Annotated in this window: 13 protein-coding genes; 6 read left to right on the forward strand and 7 right to left on the reverse strand. The window is 69.2% G+C overall.

Annotated features, from left to right (window positions below; genetic code table 11):
• A partial coding sequence (locus ABDW61_RS25560; protein WP_343642825.1) for a hypothetical protein occupies positions 1–230 on the forward strand: 230 nt, incomplete at its 5' end.
• A 394-nt stretch (positions 231–624) separates the two neighbouring features.
• Here ABDW61_RS25560 and ABDW61_RS25565 read toward each other — a convergent pair.
• Together ABDW61_RS25565 and ssb are read right to left on the reverse strand one after the other, a co-directional pair.
• Positions 625–2,364: a hypothetical protein gene (locus tag ABDW61_RS25565; RefSeq protein WP_343642826.1), complete on the reverse strand. Its 1,740-nt coding sequence runs from the start codon at positions 2,362–2,364 to the stop codon at positions 625–627.
• Between the two features lie 313 nt (positions 2,365–2,677).
• Complete coding sequence (ssb, locus tag ABDW61_RS25570; protein WP_343642840.1) at positions 2,678–3,223, reverse strand: single-stranded DNA-binding protein; 546 nt, start codon at positions 3,221–3,223, stop codon at positions 2,678–2,680.
• 304 nt (positions 3,224–3,527) lie between these two features.
• On the opposite strand from ssb, the gene recQ reads away from it, so the two are divergent.
• The 3 genes from recQ to ABDW61_RS25585 all read left to right on the forward strand — a co-directional run bounded on the left by recQ (position 3,528) and on the right by ABDW61_RS25585 (position 12,378).
• A complete protein-coding gene (gene recQ, locus ABDW61_RS25575) occupies positions 3,528–5,396 on the forward strand; it encodes a DNA helicase RecQ (protein WP_343642827.1) in 1,869 nt (622 codons plus the stop codon).
• Between the two features lie 134 nt (positions 5,397–5,530).
• Positions 5,531–10,735 (forward strand): MBG domain-containing protein, encoded by a 5,205-nt coding sequence (locus tag ABDW61_RS25580; RefSeq protein WP_343642828.1) that lies wholly within the window; start codon positions 5,531–5,533, stop codon positions 10,733–10,735.
• 29 nt (positions 10,736–10,764) lie between these two features.
• Positions 10,765–12,378 (forward strand): ShlB/FhaC/HecB family hemolysin secretion/activation protein, encoded by a 1,614-nt coding sequence (locus ABDW61_RS25585; protein WP_343642830.1) that lies wholly within the window; start codon positions 10,765–10,767, stop codon positions 12,376–12,378.
• A 112-nt stretch (positions 12,379–12,490) separates the two neighbouring features.
• Here the strand turns inward: ABDW61_RS25585 and ABDW61_RS25590 are convergent, their stop codons facing one another.
• The 3 genes from ABDW61_RS25590 to ABDW61_RS25600 all read right to left on the reverse strand — a co-directional run bounded on the left by ABDW61_RS25590 (position 12,491) and on the right by ABDW61_RS25600 (position 15,486).
• Complete coding sequence (locus tag ABDW61_RS25590; protein ID WP_343642832.1) at positions 12,491–12,796, reverse strand: hypothetical protein; 306 nt, start codon at positions 12,794–12,796, stop codon at positions 12,491–12,493.
• Positions 12,797–13,126: 330 nt separating this feature from the next.
• Complete coding sequence (locus ABDW61_RS25595) at positions 13,127–13,309, reverse strand: hypothetical protein (protein WP_343642834.1); 183 nt, start codon at positions 13,307–13,309, stop codon at positions 13,127–13,129.
• Positions 13,310–13,476: 167 nt separating this feature from the next.
• Positions 13,477–15,486 carry an EAL domain-containing protein gene (locus ABDW61_RS25600; RefSeq protein ID WP_343642836.1) on the reverse strand — a complete coding sequence of 670 codons (2,010 nt, stop codon included), beginning with the start codon at positions 15,484–15,486 and terminating at the stop codon, positions 13,477–13,479.
• A gap of 298 nt (positions 15,487–15,784) precedes the next feature.
• Between ABDW61_RS25600 and uvrA the strand changes: the two genes are divergently transcribed.
• Entirely contained in the window at positions 15,785–18,661 is a 2,877-nt protein-coding gene (gene uvrA / locus ABDW61_RS25605; RefSeq protein WP_343642841.1) for an excinuclease ABC subunit UvrA, read from the forward strand.
• Between the two features lie 25 nt (positions 18,662–18,686).
• On the opposite strand, the gene ABDW61_RS25610 is transcribed toward uvrA, so the two are convergent.
• Positions 18,687–19,487: an MHFG family PEP-CTERM protein gene (locus tag ABDW61_RS25610; protein ID WP_343642838.1), complete on the reverse strand. Its 801-nt coding sequence runs from the start codon at positions 19,485–19,487 to the stop codon at positions 18,687–18,689.
• A 329-nt stretch (positions 19,488–19,816) separates the two neighbouring features.
• On the opposite strand from ABDW61_RS25610, the gene ABDW61_RS25615 reads away from it, so the two are divergent.
• Positions 19,817–20,194 carry a response regulator gene (locus ABDW61_RS25615; RefSeq protein ID WP_343642839.1) on the forward strand — a complete coding sequence of 126 codons (378 nt, stop codon included), beginning with the start codon at positions 19,817–19,819 and terminating at the stop codon, positions 20,192–20,194.
• A 96-nt stretch (positions 20,195–20,290) separates the two neighbouring features.
• Here the strand turns inward: ABDW61_RS25615 and ABDW61_RS25620 are convergent, their stop codons facing one another.
• Positions 20,291–20,713, reverse strand: a complete 423-nt coding sequence (locus tag ABDW61_RS25620) for an SWIB/MDM2 domain-containing protein (protein ID WP_343642842.1) — start codon at positions 20,711–20,713, stop codon at positions 20,291–20,293.
• Positions 20,714–20,818 lie beyond the last annotated feature (105 nt).

Raw genomic sequence — 20,818 nt, forward strand, 5'->3', positions numbered from 1 at the left:
AACGCGGCAGACTTGGCCGCTATCGCGGCGTTCCTCAGCTTGGTCTTGCTCAGAGGTTTGTCGATTGGCATAAATGCTCCGGAGTCGGGTCATGTTATGCCTCGCACACAAAATTCAGGACAGGCTCATTTCTGAAGGATGCTGCACGTGTCGCCACGCTGACCTACCCCACGATCGGCGGATCGACCCATCGCGCACCGACTCCGCAGGTCGCCAACAAGAAGCTCTGAAAGACCGGCTACTGCATCGAGGGCTTTGAGATTCGGAGCCTTTTTGCTTGACAGCGCGTCGGAGCTGCTCGTCCCCTGAGCGCGCTCGTGCAAGAGGAGAGGCGCCTTCCACCCGTCGCATCGTCGTGTTGCTGATCGGCGTTTGCGGAGACACCGCGCCGACGTCGGTTTGTCCCGTGCACGAACGGATGGAAAGTGCACGCCCGATTACAGCCGCCTCGACGACCTGTCACCCGTCATCTTCGTTGGCGGCGGGCGGAAGGCATTGACGGAACGATATGTGCCCCGCCAGCAAACCCGGTTCCGCCCCCTCGCGCAGCTTCAATGGACGACGACGTGCATGACCGAGACCCGATTGGATGGGTCGAGCGGGGTCTGGAGAATCCTGGTCGATTCAAGGCCCCGCCTTCGTCACCACCGGATTGGCATTGAAGAACCCCCACACGAAGTCGACCTGCAGCACATCCAGCGTGCCGATGTTGTTGTCGTTGTGGAACCACGCCGGGTTGGGCGTGCCGTGCACGCTCTGTGCGTAGCCGTACTCCGACAGGCTCTTGTTGAACACGCTCAGGCGGAAGAAGTTCGCCTTGTCCTGCTCGAGGTGGATGCCGGCGCGGGCGTGGCAGGTGGCGCAGCTCACGCGGTTCATGAAGCCGGCCTCGGTGATGGAATTGCCCAGCACCGTCTTGCGGCCCATCGGGTTGGTGAACTCCACCTGTGATCCCTTCAGCCGGTAGCTGCGCCAAGCCAGGTCCGCCACCGCCGGCTGGTCCTTGTCGGCGCTGCGGGTCGTGCCGATGCCCAGGCTCTTGAACACCTGGTCCAGCCCGGGGTTGACCGCTTCCACCGGATACAGCTTGTCGGTGTCGAACACGATGGACGGCGACATCGCCAGATCGTCCGTCTTCACGTGCGGCGCCACGTAGTTGCGGGCCACGCCTGCAGGCAAGGTGTCGGTGGAACGATATCCATAGGAGTCGTTGCAGCCGATGTAGTCACACCGGCCGGGCATCGCGATGTGCTCGAAGGTCGTCCACACCCAGTTCGGGATGTCCTTGGACGAGATGTGGAACGCCATCAGGTAATGGGTGCCGGTCAGCCGGCAGTTCACCGCCTGCGCACCCTGGCCGTATTGCACCGCCGTCGTCATCTTCTGCGTGATGAACGGCTTGTCCGCCGAGTTGTTGATGCCCAGCTCGCGCGCAATGCCGTCGTACAGCCAATTGCTCTTGATCATGATCGCGTCCGACGGGAAATCGATCTTGCTGAGCCTGGCGGGCTGGCCCTGGCCGGCCGAGCGACTGTCCGCGGCGTACGGGGCGTTCTTCTTCTGGTTGCCGTCATTGGCCGTGAAGACGGCTGCGACCCCATTGCTGTTGTAGAGGTTGTTCGCGAACAGGTACTCGTGGAAGGCGCGGTTGCGGATGGTGACCTCCGAGTTGGTCTGGCGTACCACCCGACCGATGCTTTCATAGGTCCTGGGCACCAGTTGCTTCAGCACCGAGGCCGGGCACTCGGGCGTCTCGGCCGCCTGCGCAGCCCGCAGCTGCGACAGCTTCAGGTTCGCCACCATCTTGTCCAGGTCGGCCGGGCTCTCCAGCGCCTGCAGGTGTTGCGTCAGCGCGGGGCGGCCGGTGCGGTGTGTCGGAACGCTGGCCTTCAAGGCGGTGGCCGAGCCGCCGGCAGCGTTGCCGGGGAAGATGGGGCAGTGGGCCGGGTCGTTTTTCGGCGAGTTGGGCACGCAGCAACCGGTGGTGACCGTGGCCGAGCACAGCGGCCAGGGCTGCAGCGGCCAGTTCTGCACCTCATCGGCCCAATCGCTCCAGAACTTGTCCCGCACCACCGTGGCGAACAGGCGCCACGACGTCATATCGGGGCAGGTCATCGCGGGATTGCTGACGCGCGGGTCGACGGACCACTTGCCGTCCCGGTCGACCGTCATCGCGCAGTTCTCGTTGTCGCGCACATCGGCCAGGAAGTACATCGAATAGTCGACGCTGTTGGGCTTCTTCGCCTGGGCGCGAGCTACCGGCGGCAGCGCGATTGAAAGACAACAGGCCAGCACGCCGGCTGTCAGGCGCTGCCATCTCGGTGCAATGGGGTGGGAGGGGGAAAGGGTCGGTTGGAATGCCACGATGCGGCTCCTCGGAGAGTTGACACGGATGCCGAACTGCCGGGGCACGATATGTCGACGGCGGGAGCCTCTGGAATCAGCAGGAAGCTGATTTCCGCCTCAGCATTTGCGACTGAGGCATTCACCGGGTTCTTGCGCTGAGGGCCTCGAGGCCGAGGCCGAAGCCGAAGCCGAAGCCGGTGGACACCATCCTTGCCGCTGTGCTCTCCCGCTTCAAGATGGGGTTGCCGGACTCACATTGAGTCAACAAGCAAAAGGGCCCGTGGCGACTGACGCCACGGGCCCTTGTTTACAGATCTACGTCAGGCCGGCTTTAGAACGGAATATCGTCATCCATGTCATCGAAACCCGTCGCGGGCTTCGGCGCGGGGGCCGGGGCGCGAGGCGCCGCGGCACGCGGGGCTGGCGCGCGCGGCGCGTCGAAGTCACCGCTGTCGCGGCCGCTGCCGCCGCTGCGCTCCGACGAGCGCTCGCGGCTGTAGCCGCCACCGCCGCCACCCCCCATGTCATCGCCACCACCGCCTTCGCGGCCACCCAGCAGCTGCATCTGCTCGGCAATGATCTCGGTCGTGTAGTTGTCCTTGCCTTCCTTGTCCTGCCACTTGCGGGTCTTCAGGCGGCCCTCCACGTACACCGGACGGCCCTTCTTCAGATACTCACCCGCGATCTCGGCCAGACGGTCGTAGAACACCACGCGGTGCCATTCGGTCTCTTCCTGGCGCTCGCCGCCTTCGCGGCTCTTCCAGTTGCGCGTCGTCGCGATGCTCACGTTGCACACCGCGCTGCCACTCGGCGTGTAGCGCAGTTCCGGATCACGGCCCAGATTGCCGAGGATGATGACTTTGTTGACCGAGGCCATGAGGGGTGCCTTCGCTTGCGTATCGTTGAATGTTCGGAATGGGAAAACCTGCGCCGCCAATCGCCCGGAACGCTCGCCCGTGGCGAGCGCGGAAACCCGCGGCGCAGGGGGCGGATTATGCCGCCACCCCTTTTCGGCGGCGATCCCCGGCAAACGCTGATCGGATGGCGGAAATGAGTCGGCATCCCACCGAACCCGGTGGGCGGCCCCAGCCGAGGCGTCGTCCTGACGGCTTGGCGCGCACATCGCCGCGCCGGTTTGGTGAACGGCAGCCCCGCCGATGTGCGGGACAATCGAGGGCTCCATGAGTTCGTCCAAGCACCACCCCGCCCCGCTAGCCATCTTGCAAGAGGTGTTCGGTTACAGCGCCTTTCGCGGCCAGCAGGCCGCGATCGTCGACCACGTGACCGCCGGCGGCGACGCGCTGGTCCTCATGCCCACCGGCGGCGGCAAGTCGCTCTGCTACCAGATCCCCGCCATCGCCCGCCAGCGCGCCGGCCATGGCGTCACCGTGGTCGTCAGTCCGCTCATCGCCCTGATGCACGACCAGGTCGGCGCGCTCGAGGAGGCCGGCGTCGAGGCCGCCTTCCTCAACTCCACGCAGACCCTGGAGGAAACCCAGCGCATCGAGCGCGAGATGCTCGCCGGCCGCCTCACGCTGCTCTACGCCGCGCCGGAGCGCGTCAACACCGCGCGCTTCATCGCGCAGATGCAGTCGCTGTACGAGCGCGGACTGCTCTCGCTGTTCGCCATCGACGAGGCGCACTGCGTCAGCCAATGGGGCCACGACTTCCGCAGCGAATACCTCTCGCTGAGCCTGCTGCACGAGCGCTTCCCCGATATCCCGCGCATCGCGCTGACCGCCACCGCCGACGACATCACCCGCGCCGACATCATCGAGCGGCTGCAGCTCGGCTCGGCCGAGGTCTTCGTCGCTTCGTTCGACCGGCCCAACATCCGCTACCTGATCGTCGAGAAGGACAGCCCGCGCGAGCAGCTGCTGCGCTTCATCCAGGACGAGCACGAGGACGAGGCCGGCGTCGTCTACTGCCAAAGCCGCAAGAAGGTGGACGAGACCGCCGAGTGGCTGCGGTCCAAGGGCATCAACGCGCTGCCGTACCACGCCGGCATGGAGCAGGAGCAGCGCAAGCGCCACCAGGACCGCTTCCTGCGCGAGGACGGCATCGTGATGGTCGCGACCATCGCCTTCGGCATGGGCATCGACAAGCCCGACGTGCGCTTCGTCGCCCATCTGGACCTGCCCAAGAACATCGAGGGCTACTACCAGGAGACCGGCCGCGCCGGCCGCGACGGCGAGCCCGCGCAGGCCTGGATGGCCTATGGCCTGGCCGACGTCGTGCAGCAGCGCCGCATGATCGACGAGAGCCCGTCGACCGAGGAGTTCAAGCAGGTGCAGCGCGGCAAGCTCGACGCGCTGCTGGCGCTGGCCGAGGCGATCGATTGCCGGCGCGTGCGGCTGCTCGCCTACTTCGGCGAGCACAGCGAGCCCTGCGGCAACTGCGACAACTGCCTGAACCCGCCCGCGACCTGGGACGCGACCGAGGCGGCGCGGATGGCGCTGTCGTGCATCTACCGCTTCCATCAGGCCACCGGCTTCAGCTTCGGCTCGGGCCATCTGATCGACGTGCTGCGCGGCAAGGAGACCGACAAGGTCAACCAGTACCGCCATCAGTCGCTGAGCACCTGGGGCGTCGGCGCCGCGCTGAGCGAGCAGCAGTGGCGCGCGGTGATCCGGCAGTTGATCGCGCTCGGATACGCGGTGACGGAGGGCGAATACAACACGCTGTCGCTGGGCGCCGGCGCCAAGGCGGTGCTGCGCGGCGAGGTGCGGATGCTGCTGCGCCAGCCGACCTCGCCGAGCAGGCGCGGCAAGGCCAGCCGCGGCTCGGTCTCGGGGTCGCGGCGCTCGGAGGCCGCGGCGGATCTGGACCCGGCGGCGCTGGCGCGCTTCGACGCGCTCAAGGCCTGGCGCGCGGACGTGGCGCGGGAACACGGCCTGCCCGCCTATGTGATCTTCCAGAACGTCACGCTGGCGGAGTTGGCGCGCGCGCAGCCGCGCTCGCTCGACGAGATGTCCGGCATCAGCGGCATCGGCGCGAAGAAACTCGAAGCCTACGGCGAAGACCTGCTGCGGGTGCTGGGCGAGGCCTGACCCCGCCGTGGACGGCCCCCCGGGCTGTCCCCGAAGCAAGGGGTTCCTCGCCGGGGTGCGAGGACGGTTGAGACGGCCAGGCACCTCGCGTGCTAAGTTGACGGTGTCGCGACTCAGCTTCACAGGGAGCAGCCATGACCTCGCGCATCACCGCCCATCGCGCCCTGGCGCCGGGACACCTCCAGCCGATCGTCTGGGCAATCGGCTCACTCTTCGCCAGCATCGCGTGCGCGGAGCCGGCCGGAGGCGTCGTGACGTCCGGGGCCGGACGCATCGTCCAGAACGGCGGTGCCACCACGATCACGCAGGGATCGAACCGGATGGCGATCGACTGGACCGCCTTCAGCATCGGTGCCGGCGAGTCCGTCCGCTTCATGCAGCCCGGGCCCGGCGCCATCGCGCTGAACCGCGTGACGGGCCGGGAGTCCAGCGTCATCCTGGGGGAACTGAGCGCCAACGGGCGCGTGTTCCTCCTCAATCCCAATGGCGTGCTGTTCGGGCGAGGCGCGCGGGTGGAGGTGGGCAGCCTCGTCGCGAGCACCCTGACCCTGAGCAACGCCGACTTCGCGGCGGGCCGCTTCGAACTCTCGGGCGACAGCACCGCCCGCGTCGTCAATCAAGGGACGATCCAGGCGGCGCCCGGCGGCCACCTGGCGCTGATCGCCTCGGGCGTCGAGAACACCGGCACCTTGGGCGCGCCCGGCGGCAGCGTCCTGCTCGCGGCGGCCTCGAGCGTCTCGCTGACGATGGCGGACGGCAGTCCGCTGGGATACACGATCAGCACAGGGGCGGCGCAGGCGCTGGCCGACAACGGCGGATTGATCGTGGCCGATGGCGGCCGCGTGACGCTGACGGCGCGCGGACGGGATCACCTGGCCGATGCCGTCGTCAACTCATCGGGGGTCGTGCAGGCCCGATCGGTCCGCAACGATCGCGGGACCATCGAACTGATCGGCGACCCGGCGGCCGGCATCGTGCGGGTCGATGGCCGGCTCGACGCCAGCGCGCCGGATGCGGGCGGCGTCGGCGGCACCGTGCGGGTGCTGGGGGACAAGGTGGGGCTCTTCGACGGCGCGCGCGTGGACGCGAGCGGCACGGCGGGCGGGGGGCAGGTGCTCGTCGGCGGCAACTTCCAGGGCGCTGGACCAGCGCCCAACGCCTCGGCGGCCTTCGTGGCGCCCACCGCGTCCGTGGACGCAAGTGCGACCCTGCGCGGACCTGGCGGCGAGATCATCGTCTGGGGCACCGACGCGGCGAATGTGCACGGCCGGCTGAAGGCGGCCGGCGGTCCGTCGGGCGGCAGCGGCGGCCGCATCGAGACCTCCGGCCATGCGCTCGACACCAGCGGCATCGAGGTCGACGTCTCGGGCGGCGGCGGCCTGTGGCTGCTCGATCCCTACAACGTCACCATCTCGACCGGCGCGCAGACCGGCGGAGGCTTTTCGGGCGGCGTCTGGACGCCCAGCGCGAGTGGCTCCCTCGTCAACACCGGCAGCATCCAGAGCATCCTCAATGGCGGCGGCAACGTCACGATCCGCACCGTCGGCGCGGGCGCGCAGGAAGGCAACATCGCCATCAACGGCAGCATCTCGAAGACCGCCGGAGGCGCCGCCACGCTGAGCCTGGTCGCGGACGGCCGCATCACCACCAACGCGACGTCCGGCGGGCATCGCACGATCTCCAGCAGCAGCGGCGCGCTCAACGTGTCGATGAGCGCCGCGGCGACGACGTCCGCCTCGAACACCAGCGCCATCAGCCTGCGCTTCCTCGACATCAACGCCAATGGCGGCACCATCACGGTCACGGCCAACGGCGCGTCCTCGGCGACCCTGCCCGCGCTGGACCTGAGCAACAGCGTCTGGACCACCAGCGGCGCGGGCGCCATTTCCCTCACGGGCACCACGCGCGCGAACGGCAACACCCAGGGCGTGTGGCTGAGATCGACCTCCTTGAGCACGGCGACGGGACCGATCTCCGTGTCCGGCACGAGCGGCGGCATCGCGACGGTCACCGGCACGAATGCCAATGGCGCGCCGCTGTTCTCGACGAACAACATCGGCGTCTATCTCAATGGCGGCAACTCGCTGACCAGTTCGGGCGGCGGGGCCATCACGCTGACCGGGACCGCGGCCGGGAACACGGCCACCTGGTCGGGAAGCGCCGTCACGCTGGGCGCGCTGGACACGCTGTCGACCACTGGCGCGGTCACGATCACGGGGACCGCGACCAATCCGTCGGCCAGCACCTATCGGAACCAGCAGTCCACCGTCGCGCTGATCGGCAGCAGCAGCAACGCGGTCAGCGTGACCGGCGGCTCGGTGACCATCAACGGGACGAACGGCACGGTCGGTGGCGCGAGCAGCACCAGCAACGGCAACGCGGCGGTGAAGCTCGACGGCAAGGTCAACCTGACGGCCACGAGCGGCGCGCTCGGCATCTCGGGCAGCAACGCCGGCGGCGACGGCGTGTGGGGCACCGGGAGCGGGGCGGTGCGGCTGAGCGCGCCCGCGTCGTCGACGATCAGCATCACCGCCAATGCCCTCGACACGGTCAGCGGCTACACCGGCTTCTACATCGGCGGCGGCGGCGCGACGCTCACGGTGCCGACCCTGGCACCGCTGCAGATCAATGCGGAGAGCCTTGCATCCGGGCGCCGGTCGTTCTGGAACAAGGGCGGGCTGATCGTGCCCGGCAATCTGAGCCTGGTGTCGGCGGCCGGCATGGTGGCGGATGACACGACCTTCGGTGGCTACTTCCAGATCGGCGGGAGCACCTCGATCCAGGCCGGTGGTGCTGGCAACACGGTGAGCCTCACCAATGGCGGCAATGCGTTCTCGGGCCCGGTCGCCGTGACGGCGGCGAGCACCATGCTGTTCAACACGACGGCACTGACCTTGGGGCCGTCGGCGGTGACAGGGACGCTGACCGTCACCGCACCGGGGCTGGCGCAAAGCGGCGCGGTGACGGTTTCCGGCGCGTCGGTGTTCAACGCGGGCAGTTCGGCGATCACGCTGACCCATGCGGGCAACAGCTTCGGCGGCGCGGTGAGTCTGGCTGGCAGTTCGGCATCGCTGCGAGCCGGGGCGGCATTGACGCTGGGCGCGTCGACGCTGACAGGCAACTTGACGGCGAATGCACCGGGGATCGCGCAGAGCGGGGCGCTCTCGATCGGCGGAGCGACATCGCTGAACAGCGGCTCGTCAGCCATCACGCTGACCAACAGCAGCAACGCGTTTGGCGGCGCCGTCAGTCTCATGAGCGGCAACGCGACGATCAATGCCGGCGGTCCGCTGAACTTCGGTGCATCGACGCTGAGCGGCTCGCTGAGCGCGGCGGCGGGGGGCCTCTCCCAAAGCGGCGCGCTTTCGGTCGCCGGCACGACCACGCTCAACGGCGGCGCGTCAGCCATCACGCTGACCAACAACAGCAACGCGTTCGGCGGCGCGGTGAGTCTCACAAGCAGCGACGCATCGATCGGCACCAGCGGCCCGCTGATCATTGGCCCATCGACGCTGAGCGGTGCGTTCGCCGCCACAGGGGCGGGCATCTCTCAAAGCGGCGCGCTCTCGGTCGCCGGCGCGACCACGCTGAACAGCGGTTCGTCGGCCACCACACTGGCCAACGGCAGCAACGTGTTCGGCGGTGCTGTGAGCATCACAGGCGGCGACGCGACGATCGGCACCAGCGGCCCGCTGATCATTGGCCCATCGACGCTGAGCGGTGCGTTCGCCGCCACAGGGGCGGGCATCTCTCAAAGCGGCGCGCTCTCGGTCGCCGGCGCGACCACGCTGAACAGCGGCTCGTCGGCCATCACGCTGGCCAACAGCAGCAACGTGTTCGGCGGTGCCATGAGCCTCACCAGCGGCGACACGACGATCGGCACCAGCGGCCCGCTGATCATTGGCCCGTCGACGGTGAGCGGTGCGTTCGCCGCCACAGGGGCGGGCATCTCTCAAAGCGGGGCGCTCTCGGTCGCTGGCGCGACGGTGCTCAACAGCGGGACCTCCGCCATCACGCTGGCCGACAGCGGCAATGCATTCGGCGGCGCGGTCAGCGCTGCCGGCCGCGACGCGACGATCGTCTCCAGCCAGCCCTTGTCCCTCGGCACCGCCCTGCTCAGCGGCGATCTGTCCGTCAAGACTCCCACGCTCACCCAGTCCGGCGTGATCTCCGTCGCAGGCACGGCCACGCTGGGCGGCGGGTCGATCCAACTGCAGGATGCCCGCAATGCCTTCACCACGCTGCGGGTCGACGATGCCACCAACGCGGTCATCCTCAACGGGCAGGCCATGTCCGTCACCCGCTTGTCCACTGCGGGCCCCGTGTCCTTGACCACCACCTCCGGTGATCTGAGCGTCAGCGGCGCGTGGCGCCTTGCCGGAGGAGACCTGACACTCTCCGCGGGCGCATCGCGCGCTCGCGGCGATGCCACGGGCGGCGACGTGATCAGCAGCGCCACCTTGTCGCTCGACCCAGGGCGCGTGCTCACCGTCCATTCCGGCAGCATCGACACGACCGTCCTGGGCGGCACCCTCGCGCAGCGGGCCGCAGCCGGCAGCGGCAACTTCCGATATGGCCGGCAGGCGGGCGACCCGCCAGGCGCCCTCGGCGTCGGCGACGGCACGACCTATGTCCTGTACCGCGAGCAGCCGACGGTCACGGTCACGCCCATCGACGCCGCCAACACCAAGGTCTACGACGGCGGGCTGACGCATTCCGACATCGCCTGGACTGTGGCGGGCCAACGCAACGGCGACACCGCCGCGATGATCTTCTCCGGCGCCCTGACACGCGCCGCCGGCGAAGACGCAGGCCGCTTCGCGATCCAGCCGGGCACGCTCGCCGACCGGCTCGGCTACGCGGTGGCGCTCGCGCCGGGGCACAGCTACACCATCACGCCAGCGCCGCTGCTCGTCACCGTCAACGACGCGGCACGTCTGATCGGCCAGCTCAACCCCGCCTTCCAGGCGAGTTACTCGGGCTTCGTGCCCGGCCAATCGGCGGCCTCAGGCAGCGACCTGCTTGGCACGCTGCGCTTTCTGACCGACGCGACGGCCGCTTCCCCCGCAGGGCGCTACGACGTGTTCGCCACCGGCCTGAGCAGCCGCAATTACGCCATCCAGTACGCGCCTGGCGTGCTGACGGTGCTCGCGGGCAGTCCCGCCGGGCTCGCGACCGGCTCCGAGGAACTGGCCATCCCCTACCTCGCCTCCCTCGCCGCCATCTTCCGCACGGCCTCCCCCGATGACGCCCCGCCGAACAGGACCGATACCCGCCGCTGGTGGACGGAAGCGGCGGCCTTCGGCACCGCGGTCTGGCCGGCCGACGCGGAACGCTAAAGTCCAGGGACCTCGCGATCACTCACCTCATGAATCGCTGCCCCTGCGGAATCAAGACTGCTCGTCGCACCGTCTGTCTGGCCGCCTGGCTCCTGGCGGCCGCTTCTCCGATCCAAGCGCAGGGCCGCTCCGACGCCGACCCCTCGCCCAACCCCGCCCCTGCCCAGGACAACACGCCGATCCCCGTGCGCCACCTGCGCGTCACCGGCGCGACGCTGTTCCCCGCCGCCGAGCTCGAGGCGCTGGTGGCGGATCTTGGCGACGGGACCCGCACGCTGCCCGAGCTCACGGAGGGCGCCATCCGCATCACGCGCTTCTATCGCGATCGCGGCTGGCCGTTGGCGCGAGCGGTGCTGCCGGCGCAGTCGATCCGCGATGGCGAGGTCGAGATCCGCGTGATCGAAGGCCGCTTGGCCGAGGTGCAGGTGCAAACGGCGCCCGGCAGCCGCCTGCTGCCCGACGTCATCGAGTCCCGTCTCGCGGCGATTCCGCGCGACGCCCCGCTGAACCAGGAACGGATCGATCGGGTCCTGCTGCTGCTGTCCGACTTGCCCGGCGCCCAGCCCACCGCGCGCTTGCAGCCGGGCGCGCGAACCGGCGACACGATCCTGTCGGTCGACAACGCGGCCGCCCCGCTGATCTCCGGCCGCCTGGACGCGGACAACCACGGATCGCGCTACACCGGCGAGCGCCGGATCGGCGGGACCCTCGACCTCAACAGCCCGACCGGCCACGGCGAATCGCTCGGCCTGCGCGTGATGGCGAGCGACGAGGACCTCTACTACGGCCGCCTCTCGGCGCAGATCCCGATCGGCGCGAGCGGCCTCAGCACCGCGCTGAACCTCACGCACACGCAGTACGTGCTGGGCAGCGCCTTTGCCGAGCTCGATGCGCATGGGCAGGCCAACGTGGCCGAATGGCTGCTCGCCTATCCCCTGGTCCGCGGCAGCGGCACCAACATCAGCGCGCAGCTCGGCGTCGAGCGCCGCCGCCTGGCCGACGAAGTCGGCGCGACCGCGACCTCGACGGGCAAGCGTGCCACGCATTACTCGCTCCAGCTGACCTTCAGCGGCCGCGACGACACCGGCGCTGGCGCCGACACGCGGCTCGGCCTGCGGATCGGATACGGACGCCTGGCGTTCACCTCGCCCTCCGCGGCCCTCATCGATCAACTGAGCGCGCGGACCGCCGGCCACTACGGCACCTTGAACCTCGATCTGCAGCGCCACCAGCGGCTGAGCGGCGGCTGGGGCCTGCTGATGACGCTGAGCGGGCAGCTCGCGTCGCGCAATCTGGACTCGTATCAGAAGTTCGCGCTCGGCGGCGTCAACGGCGTGCGCGGCTATCCGGCCGGCGAGGCCGTCGGCGACGAGGGCTGGCTGGCGGCCGGCGAGCTCTACTACGCCGTGAATCCGGCCTTCATTCCCAGCGTCTTCTACAACGCGGGCGGCGTGCGTCTCAACGAAACGCCCTTCCTGGCCGGGAACAACGTCCGCACGCTGCGCGGCTACGGCGCCGCCGTGCGAGGCAGTTGGCGCGAGCTCGACTGGTCGGTGTCGATCGCCGCCCGCGGCTCGGAGCGCGCGCAGTCCGAGCCCGACCGCGGTGTCCGCCTCTGGGCCCGGATGGGCTGGGCGTTCTGAACAGCAAGTCCGCGCGGAAAGAAAAAACGCCCGGCATTGCCGGGCGTTCTCGTTGGCGGTCGCTGCGGGTCGATCCGCCGCGGCCGCCGCCTTGACAGCGCAACCGCGGAGCTCAGCAGAGCTGGGTCGTGCAGGCGGCCTGCGCGCTCGAGGCCAGTTGCTGGCCGTCGGCGCCGGTGTCGCGGCGGCCGGTGATGTAGACGGTGGGCAGCTTCTCGCGCTTGGCGGTGATGACCACCGGATCCAGCGTGATGACCGACGCGCGCAGTTCGCGCTGAGCCTGCACGTGGAGCAGGCTGAAGGCGATCGCCAGCGTCGCGCCGACGCCGAAGGCCAGGGCCTTGAAGCTCGCGCCGCGGCTCATGCCGATGCGCGGGGTGCGAGGGGTGCGGGAAGCCTTGAAAGTGGTGGTGCTCATGTCGATCTCCTTGAAGGGGTTGCGTGTGTCAGTGATGTCAGTGTCGTCGTGACATCCGCTCGCCGCGAGCCGCAAGCGACGAATGCGCATGGCGGCGGAGTGAACTGCGTGCCATCGCGACGAATGGATTCCAGAATCGTCCGGATCGCCGCGATGCCCCATTCCATCGTGGTTGTGAGCGATCGGTATGTGGTGTCCGCGGACACATTCGGACAGGCCTGGACATCGCGCTGACATCGCGCGAACAAAAAAAGGAAGCCCGCTGGTCAGGCGGGCTTCGAAATGCCGGGAGGAAGCGTGGCGTCTATCGGAGCGCAGGCCGAGCGGTGGTCATCCGCGCGGCTTGCTGGCCTGGTCGGCCTGAGGTCCCGGCATGGTCTGCTCGGCCCAGTGCTGGGGCACCGGGGTCGCCGGACGCAGCGCTTCGTTCACGTCCGCCAGGCACAAGGCGATGACGGCGGCGCTGGCCACGGCGGCCAGGGCGGTGAGGAAGGTCTTGGCGGCGTCGTTCATGGCGGTCCCCTGCGGTGGTGGTTCCAGTCCTGGCAATGCGTTGAGCCTGGACTGTGCGCCGCCACCCGTCACAAGGCCACGGCGGCGCGACGAATTGCCGCTATCGCGCGCCGAAATGCCGATCGGGGGGCTGAATGGAGGGAACGGGGACGGCCCCTGGAACAGGCTCAGCCGCGCACCGCGAGTGGCGCCCCATCCTGGGGCGGCCAGGCCGCCAGCCGCGGCGCCAGCGCCTGGGCGGGCTGCGGCCGGCAGTACAGATAGCCTTGCTGGCGCCAGCAGCCCAGCGCCAGCAGCGCGTCGCGCTGGGCCTCGGTCTCGACGCCCTCGGCCACCACCTCGATGCCCAGCGCCTGCGCCATGCCCATCATGGCCCGCACCAGCGCGCGGTCATCCGCGCTGCTGGGCAGATCGCGGACGAAGGCGCGGTCGATCTTCAGCCGCGCCGGACGCAGCAGCTTCAGATAGGCCAGCGAGGAATACCCGGTCCCGAAATCGTCCACCGACAGGCTCAGTCCGCGCTCCGTGAGCCGCGCCAGCGTCTGCAGCACGGTGTCGGTGTCGCTCAGCAGCGCGCTCTCGGTCAGCTCGATCGCCAGCTCGCCTGGATCCACCGAATGCCGGCGCATCGCTTCCGCGATCCGCTCGGCCAGACCGGGCTCGCGGAACTGCAGGGCCGACAGGTTGATCGAGATCGGCCCCGGATGCCGCCCTTCCGCCTTCCAGCGCGCCAGTTGCGCGCAGGCCTGCTCGATGGTGCTCCATCCCAGCGCCAGGATCTGGCCGGTCTCCTCGGCCAGCTCGATGAACTGGCCCGGCATCACCAGCCCGCGCTGCGGATGCTGCCAGCGCATCAGCGCCTCCAGTCCCGACCACGCGCCGGTGCGGGCATCGACGACGGCCTGGTAGTGCAGCAGCAGCTCGTCGCGCTCCAGCGCCAGCGTGAGCTCGCGCTCGAGCTCCATCCGCTGCACCGCCGCCGCGTCCATGTCCTGCTGGAAGAAGCTGTAGCGCGACCGGCCCAGCTGCTTGGCGCGGTACATCGCCAGGTCGGCGTGCCGCACGAGGGTGTCGAAGTCCTCGCCATCGCGCGGGAACAGCGCGATGCCGATGCTCGCCGACACGCTGGCCACGCCGCCCTCGAGCTGCAGCGGCGCGTTCAGCGCCTCGATCAGGCGCTGCGCCGCGTAGGCAACCTGCTCGCTGGAATCGCGCATCAGCAGCAGGAACTCGTCGCCGCTGACCCGGCATGCGAGATCGGATTCGCGCACCGCCTGGCGCAGCCGCTCGCTCGCCTGCAGCAGCATGCGGTCGCCCGCGGCATGGCCCAGCGAATCGTTGATCGCCTTGAATCGGTCCAGGTCCACGAACAGCAGCGCCAGGTTGGTCTGCTCGCGCCGCGCCACCGCGGCCTCATGCAGGAAGACCTCGCGGAACAGCGTCCGGTTCGGCAAGCCGGTCAGGTGGTCGTACATGGCCAGCTGATGCAGCTGCGCGTTCTTGCTTTCCATGTCGGCCAGCAGGCCAGCGATCTGCTGGCCCATCTGGTCCAGGTGAACGCCCAGTTGCCCCAGCTCGTCCTTGCGGTTCCAACGCAGGCGCGGCACGGGCTGGCGTTCCGCGATGGCGTTGGCCAGGCGCTTGAGGCGATCGATCGGGCGCACCAGGCGCAGGTAGAACACCATCAGCACGATGACCACGCCCGCCACGACCTGGACGGCCACGATCATCGCCGTCTGCCGCCGGCCCTCGGCGAGCATGCGCGCCTGCGCCGCGTCGTCGAACTGCACACGCAGGCTGCCCAGCACCTGGTTCTCACGCCGGATGGTCGCCGCCAGCGTCACCGTCGGCCAGTCCTTGCTGCACTTGGCGCGGACGATGTCGGCGGTGTCGGCGCGTTCCTCGTTGAGCTCGACCGCGCAGACGCTGACGTCCGACAACAACTGATCGATCGCCCGCTGCACCGCCGGGCTGTCCACCGTCCACAGCGGCTCGGCCAGGCCGTTGGCCGCCAGCGTGATCACGGCCGCGCGCTGGCCTTCGAGCACCGGCTCCAGGCTGCGGCGGATGAACGCGTCGCTGAACGCCACCAGCGCCAGCGCCGGCGCCGCGATGCCGATCACCACCGCGAGCAGGATGACACTGCGTAGCGACAGCGACGGGGCTTTGAGCTTCATCAAGGGGAGGGGCTGGCGGGGGATCCGCTGATTCTGCATCTCCGTCCCGGGGGCGCTCCCCCCGCAAAGACGGGACGACGGGAAGGATTTCGGTATTCCTCCCGCTGCCACGCGCTGTCAGCAGGCATGGGCGCGGGAACGGGGCTGGCCCTATCATGGCGAGTTCGCCTTCCAGTGCCCCGGCCCCATGTCCACGAAAGTCCCGCCCGCCGTTCCCGTCCCGCCCGAGCCCGCCGCCGCGCCGCAGCCGGGCCGGTACCTGGGGCAGGCGCTCGGCCGCGCGGGGGGCGAGACGCCGATGATCCGCGTGCGCGGCGCGCGCACCCACAACCTCAAGAACATCGATGTCGACCTGCCGCGCAACCAGCTGGTGGTGATCACCGGGCTGTCGGGCTCGGGCAAGTCCTCGCTGGCCTTCGACACGCTGTACGCCGAGGGCCAGCGCCGCTATGTCGAGAGCCTGTCGGCCTACGCGCGGCAGTTCCTGCAGCTGATGGACAAGCCCGAGGTGGACGTCATCGAAGGGCTGTCGCCGGCGATCTCGATCGAGCAGAAGGCCACCAGCCACAACCCGCGCTCGACGGTGGGCACCGTCACCGAGATCCACGACTACCTGCGCCTGCTCTACGCGCGCGCCGGCACGCCGTTCTGCCCCGACCACCACCTGCCGCTGGAGGCGTCCAGCGTCGGCCAGATGGTCGACGCGGTGCTGGCCATGCCGGACGAGTCGCGGCTGATGGTGCTGGCGCCGGTGGTGCGCGACCGCAAGGGCGAGTTCATCGAACTGTTCCAGGACCTGCAGGCGCAGGGCTATGTGCGCTTCCGCGTCGATGGCCAGACCGTCGAGGTGCCCGACCTGCCGGCGCTGAAGAAGGCCGAGAAGCACGACATCGACGTCGTCGTCGACCGCGTCAAGCTGCGCCACGACGGCGCCGACCAGTTGCGCCAGCGCCTGGCCGAGAGCTTCGAGGCCGCGCTGCGCCTGGCCGACGGCCGCGCGCTGGTGCTGAACATGGACAGCGGCGCCGAAGCCATCTATTCGAGCAAGTTCGCGTGCCCCATCTGCAGCTATTCGCTGCCGGAGCTGGAGCCGCGGCTGTTCTCGTTCAACTCGCCGGTCGGCGCCTGTCCCGCCTGCGAAGGACTGGGCCAGGTCACCGTGTTCGATCCGGAACGCGTCGTCGCCTTCCCCACGCTGAGCATGGCCAGCGGCGCGGTCAAGGGCTGGGACCGCCGCAACGCCTACACCTTCTCGATGCTGGAGTCGGTGGCCAGGCATTACGGCTTCGACATCGAACTCCCCTTCGAGGAACTGCCCGAGCAGGCGCGCCACGTGCTGCTGCAGGGCTCGGGCGAGGACGAGATCAGCTTCACCTATCAGGCCGAAGGCGCGAACGGGCGCAAGCGCAGCGTCAAGCGCTCCCATCCGTTCGAGGGCATCCTGCCCAACCTGACGCGGCGCTTCCGCGAGACCGATTCTGCCGCCGTGCGCGAGGAACTCGCGCGCTACCAGAGCGCCAAGCCCTGCACGGAGTGCGACGGCTCGCGCCTGCGCCGCGAGGCCCGCAACGTGCTGCTGCAGCCGGCCGACGCCGCCGACGGCGAGCGCGGCAAGCCGATCTACGAGGTCGAGCACGCGACGCTGCGCGAGGCGCTGGCCTATTTCGAGTCGCTCAAGCTCAAGGGCGCGAAGGCGGAGATCGCCGACAAGGTGATCCGCGAGATCGCGTCGCGGCTGCACTTCCTCAACGACGTCGGCCTGAACTACCTGAGCCTGGACCGCAGCGCCGACACGCTGTCCGGCGGCGAGGCGCAGCGCATCCGGCTGGCGTCGCAGATCGGCTCGGGCCTGACCGGCGTGATGTACGTGCTGGACGAGCCCAGCATCGGCCTGCACCAGCGCGACAACGACCGGCTGATCGCGACGCTGCGGCGCCTGCGCGACCTGGGCAACTCGGTGCTGGTCGTCGAGCACGACGAGGACGCGATCCGCGCCGCCGACCATGTGCTGGACCTGGGCCCGGGCGCTGGCGTGCATGGCGGCCGCATCATGGCGCAGGGCACGCCGGAGGAAGTGGCAGCCAATCTGAATTCCTCGACCGGCCGCTATCTGAGCGGCGTCGAGCGCATCGAGGTCCCCAAGCGGCGTCACGCCCTCAGCGACAGCGCGGACCCGCGCACGCTGAAGATCGTCAACGCGCGCGGCAACAACCTCAAGGGCGTGACCGTCGAGTTCCCGGTCGGGCTGCTCACCTGCGTGACCGGCGTGTCGGGTTCGGGCAAGAGCACGCTGGTCAACGACACGCTGTACGCCGCCGTCGCGCGCAAGCTCTACCAGAGCCACGCCGAGCCGGCCCAGCACGACGAGATCGAGGGCATGGACGCCTTCGACAAGGTGATCAACGTCGACCAGTCGCCGATCGGCCGCACGCCGCGCTCCAATCCCGCCACCTACACCGGCCTGTTCACCCCCATCCGCGAGCTGTTCGCCGAGATGCCCACCGCGCGCGAACGCGGCTACGGCGCGGGCCGCTTCAGCTTCAACGTGGCCGGCGGGCGCTGCGAATCCTGCCAGGGCGACGGCGTGCTGAAGGTGGAGATGCACTTCCTGCCCGACGTCTACGTCCCCTGCGACACCTGCGGTGGCAAGCGCTACAACCGCGAAACGCTGGAAGTGCTCTACAAGGGCCGCAACATCTCCGAGGTGCTGGGCATGACGGTGGAGGACGCGCTCGCCTTCTTCAGCGCGGTGCCGACGCTGGCCCGCAAGCTGCAAACGCTGATGGACGTGGGCCTGGGCTACGTGAAGCTCGGCCAGAGCGCGACGACGCTGTCAGGCGGCGAGGCGCAGCGCGTGAAGCTGGCGCTGGAGCTCTCCAAGCGCGACACCGGCCGGACGCTGTACATCCTCGACGAGCCCACCACCGGCCTGCACTTCGCCGACATCGCGCTGCTGCTCAAGGTGGTGCATCAGCTGCGCGACGCGGGCAACACGATCGTGATCATCGAGCACAACCTCGACGTCATCAAAACCGCCGACTGGCTGATCGACATGGGTCCGGAGGGCGGCTCCGGCGGCGGGCGGCTGCTCGTCGCGGGCACGCCCGAGGAGGTGGCCGCCTGCGAGGCGAGCCACACCGGCCGCTATCTGAAGCCGCTGCTGGCGCGCGGCTGAACCGGCGCGCCGCGGGCGACGCGATTCAGGCGCCGTTGCCGCCTGGCTGGCGGCGCTTCGCGACGGCGGCCAATGCGCCCAACCCCAGCGCGAACAGCAGCCAGGTCTGGGGCTCCGGCACGCCGGGAATCGGCGGACGGCCGCCACCGCCGGTATTGCCTTGCGGCACGGGAGGCAGCGTGATGATGCCGGGCCCGCCCGGCATCGAGATGCCTCCGCCGCCACCGCCCGCGCCGCCACTGCCGCTGCCGGGCGCCGGCGCGACGAGGCTGGTGTTGGAGGTCGCGGTCGGCGGCACGCCCGCGGTGCGCGCGAAGCTGCCCGGATCCCCGCCGCCATCGCCGGACGCACCGGCAGCCGGCGGCTCGAACATCAGCGGCTCGTCCTCGTTCTTCGCCACCGGGACGGCCGCCGCGGGCTTGAGCTTGCCGCGCGTGATGCGGCTGACATTGCGGCACACCGTCGGCACCAGGATGCACTGGCCGTCCTCGCAATACACGAGGCCCCGCTCCAGCGTCTGGTCCGTCCACTTGGCCCGCGTCACGGTCCGGCACACCGAACCCGCGCCGAAATGCATCTCGCGAATGGCGCTGTCGTAGTCGTAGCGGCCCACGATGCTGTCGCGGTGGATGTCGACGATCTCGTCGTACTGGCGAGCCTCCATGCGCGCCCGGAGCTTGGCGCGCGTCGCCGCCGGAATGTCCTTGTAGCGGTCCACGGCCGCAACCAGATCGCCCATGAACGGATTCACGCCGGGCTTGTCCCAGGAACAGTTCGGCAGCGTCACCGTGGACGCGGCCATCGCGATTGCGGCCACCAACGACATGACAGATCTCTTGTTCTGCGACGGCTGCCTCCGGGGACACCCCTGGGGTCAGGCCTTGCCGCTTGTGTCATTCCCTGTATCCATCCGTGGCATCAATGACTGGATGTGACGGGAATGGCTCGGCAGTGTAGGGAGCGAAGGCCGGTGGCTCCTGGCCCGCCCCCTCAGCCGAGGGTGTCGTGCAACGTGTTTTTTGTCACACGACCATCACAGTTCGCACAGATTGGTGAATCGCACACGCCGAGAGGCGATTGACGACGGCGACATGGACAACGCTGCCTCGTCCGGCAATCGCTGGTATCGTGCCAACTCCCCCGCCCGTTCCCGCCATGTCGTCCTCCCCCGCCGCCCGCCACGTCGTCTATGTCGAGGACGACCGCATCAACATCGTGCTGATGGAGGAGGTCTTCCGCCTCATGCCGGGCTGGACCCTGGAGGTCGCCGAGACCGGCGCGCAGGCGATGGAGATGCTGCCGCGGGTGATGCCCTCGCTGGTGCTGATGGACATGAACCTGCCGGACATGAACGGGCTGGAGCTGATGGCGCTGGTGCGCGCCGATGCGCGGCTCGCCGGGCTGCGCTGCATCGCGCTGTCGGCCGACGTGATGGACGATCAGCGCCAGCGCGCGCGCGCCGCCGGCTTCCAGGACTACTGGCTCAAGCCCATCGACGTGCGCCAGCTGCGCGCCGCGCTCGAGCGGCTCTGAGCCCATCCGAGCCGCGTCCGGCCGCGCGAGCCACAAAAAAGCCCGCTCGAGGCGGGCCTTGTCCTGAATGCAGAAGCGGCCTTGCGGCCGCCGCGTTCAATCCTTCAGGTGGCTGTTGATCAGGCGGGTCATCTCGAACATGTCGGCCTTGGCCTTGCCGAAGATCTCCTTCAGCTTGGCGTCGGCGTTGATGACGCGCTTCTGCGCAGCATCCTGCAGGTTGTGCTTCTTGATGTATTCCCAGACCTTCTTCACCACGTCGGTGCGCGGCAGCGGCTTGTCGCCGACGATCGCGGCCAGCGCGGGGCTGGGGGTCAGGGCCTTCATGAAGGCGGCGTTGGGGGTGCGCTTCTTGGCGGGAGCGGCAGCCTTCTTCGCGGCGGGGGCTGCCTTCTTCGCGGGCGCAGCCTTCTTCGCAGGTGCCGCCTTCTTCGCAGGGGCGGCGGCCTTCTTCGCAGGGGCCGCCTTCTTGGCCGGTGCCGCCTTCTTGGCGGGCGCGGCCTTCTTCGCAGTTGCCATTTCGATTCTCTCCATCAAGGGTTGTTGATGTGCCGGGCCCTGGTGAAGGTCTGACGCCTTCGGTACTCGTTGGCACCCTGCGCGGGCAATGGTACTGCGCACCTC

The organism is Roseateles sp. (assembly GCF_039595595.1).
Taxonomy (GTDB): Bacteria; Pseudomonadota; Gammaproteobacteria; order Burkholderiales; family Burkholderiaceae_C; genus Roseateles.